This window comes from Lampropedia puyangensis (assembly GCF_004833285.1).
GTDB lineage: Bacteria > Pseudomonadota > Gammaproteobacteria > Burkholderiales > Burkholderiaceae_C > Lampropedia > Lampropedia puyangensis.
In genome coordinates this window covers 1-1,659 of sequence record NZ_STFG01000054.1, presented here as the reverse complement: position 1 = coordinate 1,659, position 1,659 = coordinate 1, and the positions used below count along the sequence as shown (strand labels likewise).

The window sequence follows — 1,659 nt, the reverse complement described above, 5'->3', positions numbered from 1 at the left end:
CTCGTCGGCTTTGACTGACCTTTTGCAGAGTTTCCCAAAAATTTCTCTAGATAGCTTGTAGCTTTCGTGCACGGCTTGAAAGATAGACCAAGAATTAGACAATTCTTGCCTGATATCAGTTGGCAATGATAAATCAATATTGCTATGTTTTATCTCATGACTATAGATATCAGTGAAACTAACATTTGTTATGTAATCCGAGTAATCATCCTGAAGATGGGTTTCCAAGTCGAATATCAAAATCCACCGTTCTAGCGCTTACAGTGGCAGTAAAACTGTACTCATACCCTTGGTATAATGAAATTAAATTTTCCCGCAACCAAAATTCCTGAAATATATTCGCCAGTTACATTATCTTTCAATTGAATTTCAGCCCCATCAAGAGGCAAAAATTTGCTTTCTGAAGAATCTGTCGAGAAATACACCTCAATTGTTTTTTCGGTTCCTGCGATTTCTGATTTTTTTTGCAGATCCTTGGATGTCGGTACTGTAGCTGATTCAGGCGAGTTGTTTTTCAAAAAATTATTACGCATTTCCTTAAATAATCTATCTCTTTCTTCTCTCCATTGTCCTCCCTGATTGATAAGATTTTGTATGCTTTCAGAGGTGATGTCTTTCTTTTTATTAACGCCTTCGCCAATCATAGCATTGAACCGCTCCTGCTGCAATTCAATTTGTTTATAGTATATATCTGAGAATTCTTTGTTGATTTTTGCGAATTCTTCATCCGAGTATTTTTTGCTTGCCTCAGAGCTTACCCAGTCAAAATAAACTGCATTATTTATAGAAAATATTCCAAGCCTCAATTTATAATATATTATATTTTCAGTGTTCGTCAATTTAAATACAGACCCTTTTGCAGCCTTCGCCTCAATTCTTCCGGTGATATTGAAGTCGCCATCACCAAGCACCTTAATCGGAATAAAAATAATTCTGCCAATTTCTTTTTTAGGGCCAAGTTGAATCGCGTGTTCGAAAGAAACCAGAGATGGATCAAAATTTCCGACTTGTTTATCTGGATTAATCTCAAGGGTTATTGTTGCACTATCCCAATCTGGAGCATTATCCAGGTACAGCGGTATCTGAACTACCTCACCTACTTTTCCCGGAGTTATTGGTCCAAGCAAGCGAGCCTGAAGGGGTTGTAATTGCGCCGATTGCCAAGCATGCGCCGACAAAGATAATATGGTTAAAATGATGAAACCTGCCATCACTCTAAGAAATGTATACTGATTTTTTAGTTTGCCAATTGGCATATTTTCTCCTCTACGAGTTTAAAGTTGGTTTTTTAATTTTCAGAATCTGTAAGACTTTGTTGCGCAAAGTAAATTTGGCGTGAGTCACCCCAAGCGTAGTTATCCCACAGCCACCGTGCTAGTGACGTCCTCCCAAAAACAGGACGCGCTAAACTGGAGAAACTGGCATGGCTAGGGTTTGGAAGAATTGACTTGCAGCGCTTGAATCGCCAAGGCTGTTGGCACAACACCATCTTCATCGCTGGCCACAAACCAGCTTCCGTCCGTCTCTTGTGCACTCAAGAGCCAGTCGATGGCCGATTGCGCTGCTGGTGATGTCTCATGTGAAGGCGCAAACGCCAATGAATCACACCGGATTTGATGGAGGTTAGTTAGTTGAAGTGCAGGCGTCAGCCTGCACGGT

The 1,659-nt window shown here is 40.3% G+C and carries 2 protein-coding genes; both read right to left on the bottom strand.

Annotated features, from left to right (window positions below):
* Positions 1 to 281: 281 nt before the first annotated feature.
* Positions 282 to 1,256 (bottom strand): hypothetical protein, encoded by a 975-nt coding sequence (locus E9531_RS17330; RefSeq protein WP_136575019.1) that lies wholly within the window; start codon positions 1,254 to 1,256, stop codon positions 282 to 284.
* Positions 1,257 to 1,427: 171 nt separating this feature from the next.
* On the bottom strand, positions 1,428 to 1,659 hold a 232-nt coding region (locus E9531_RS17690; protein WP_211343489.1), incomplete at its 5' end, for a hypothetical protein.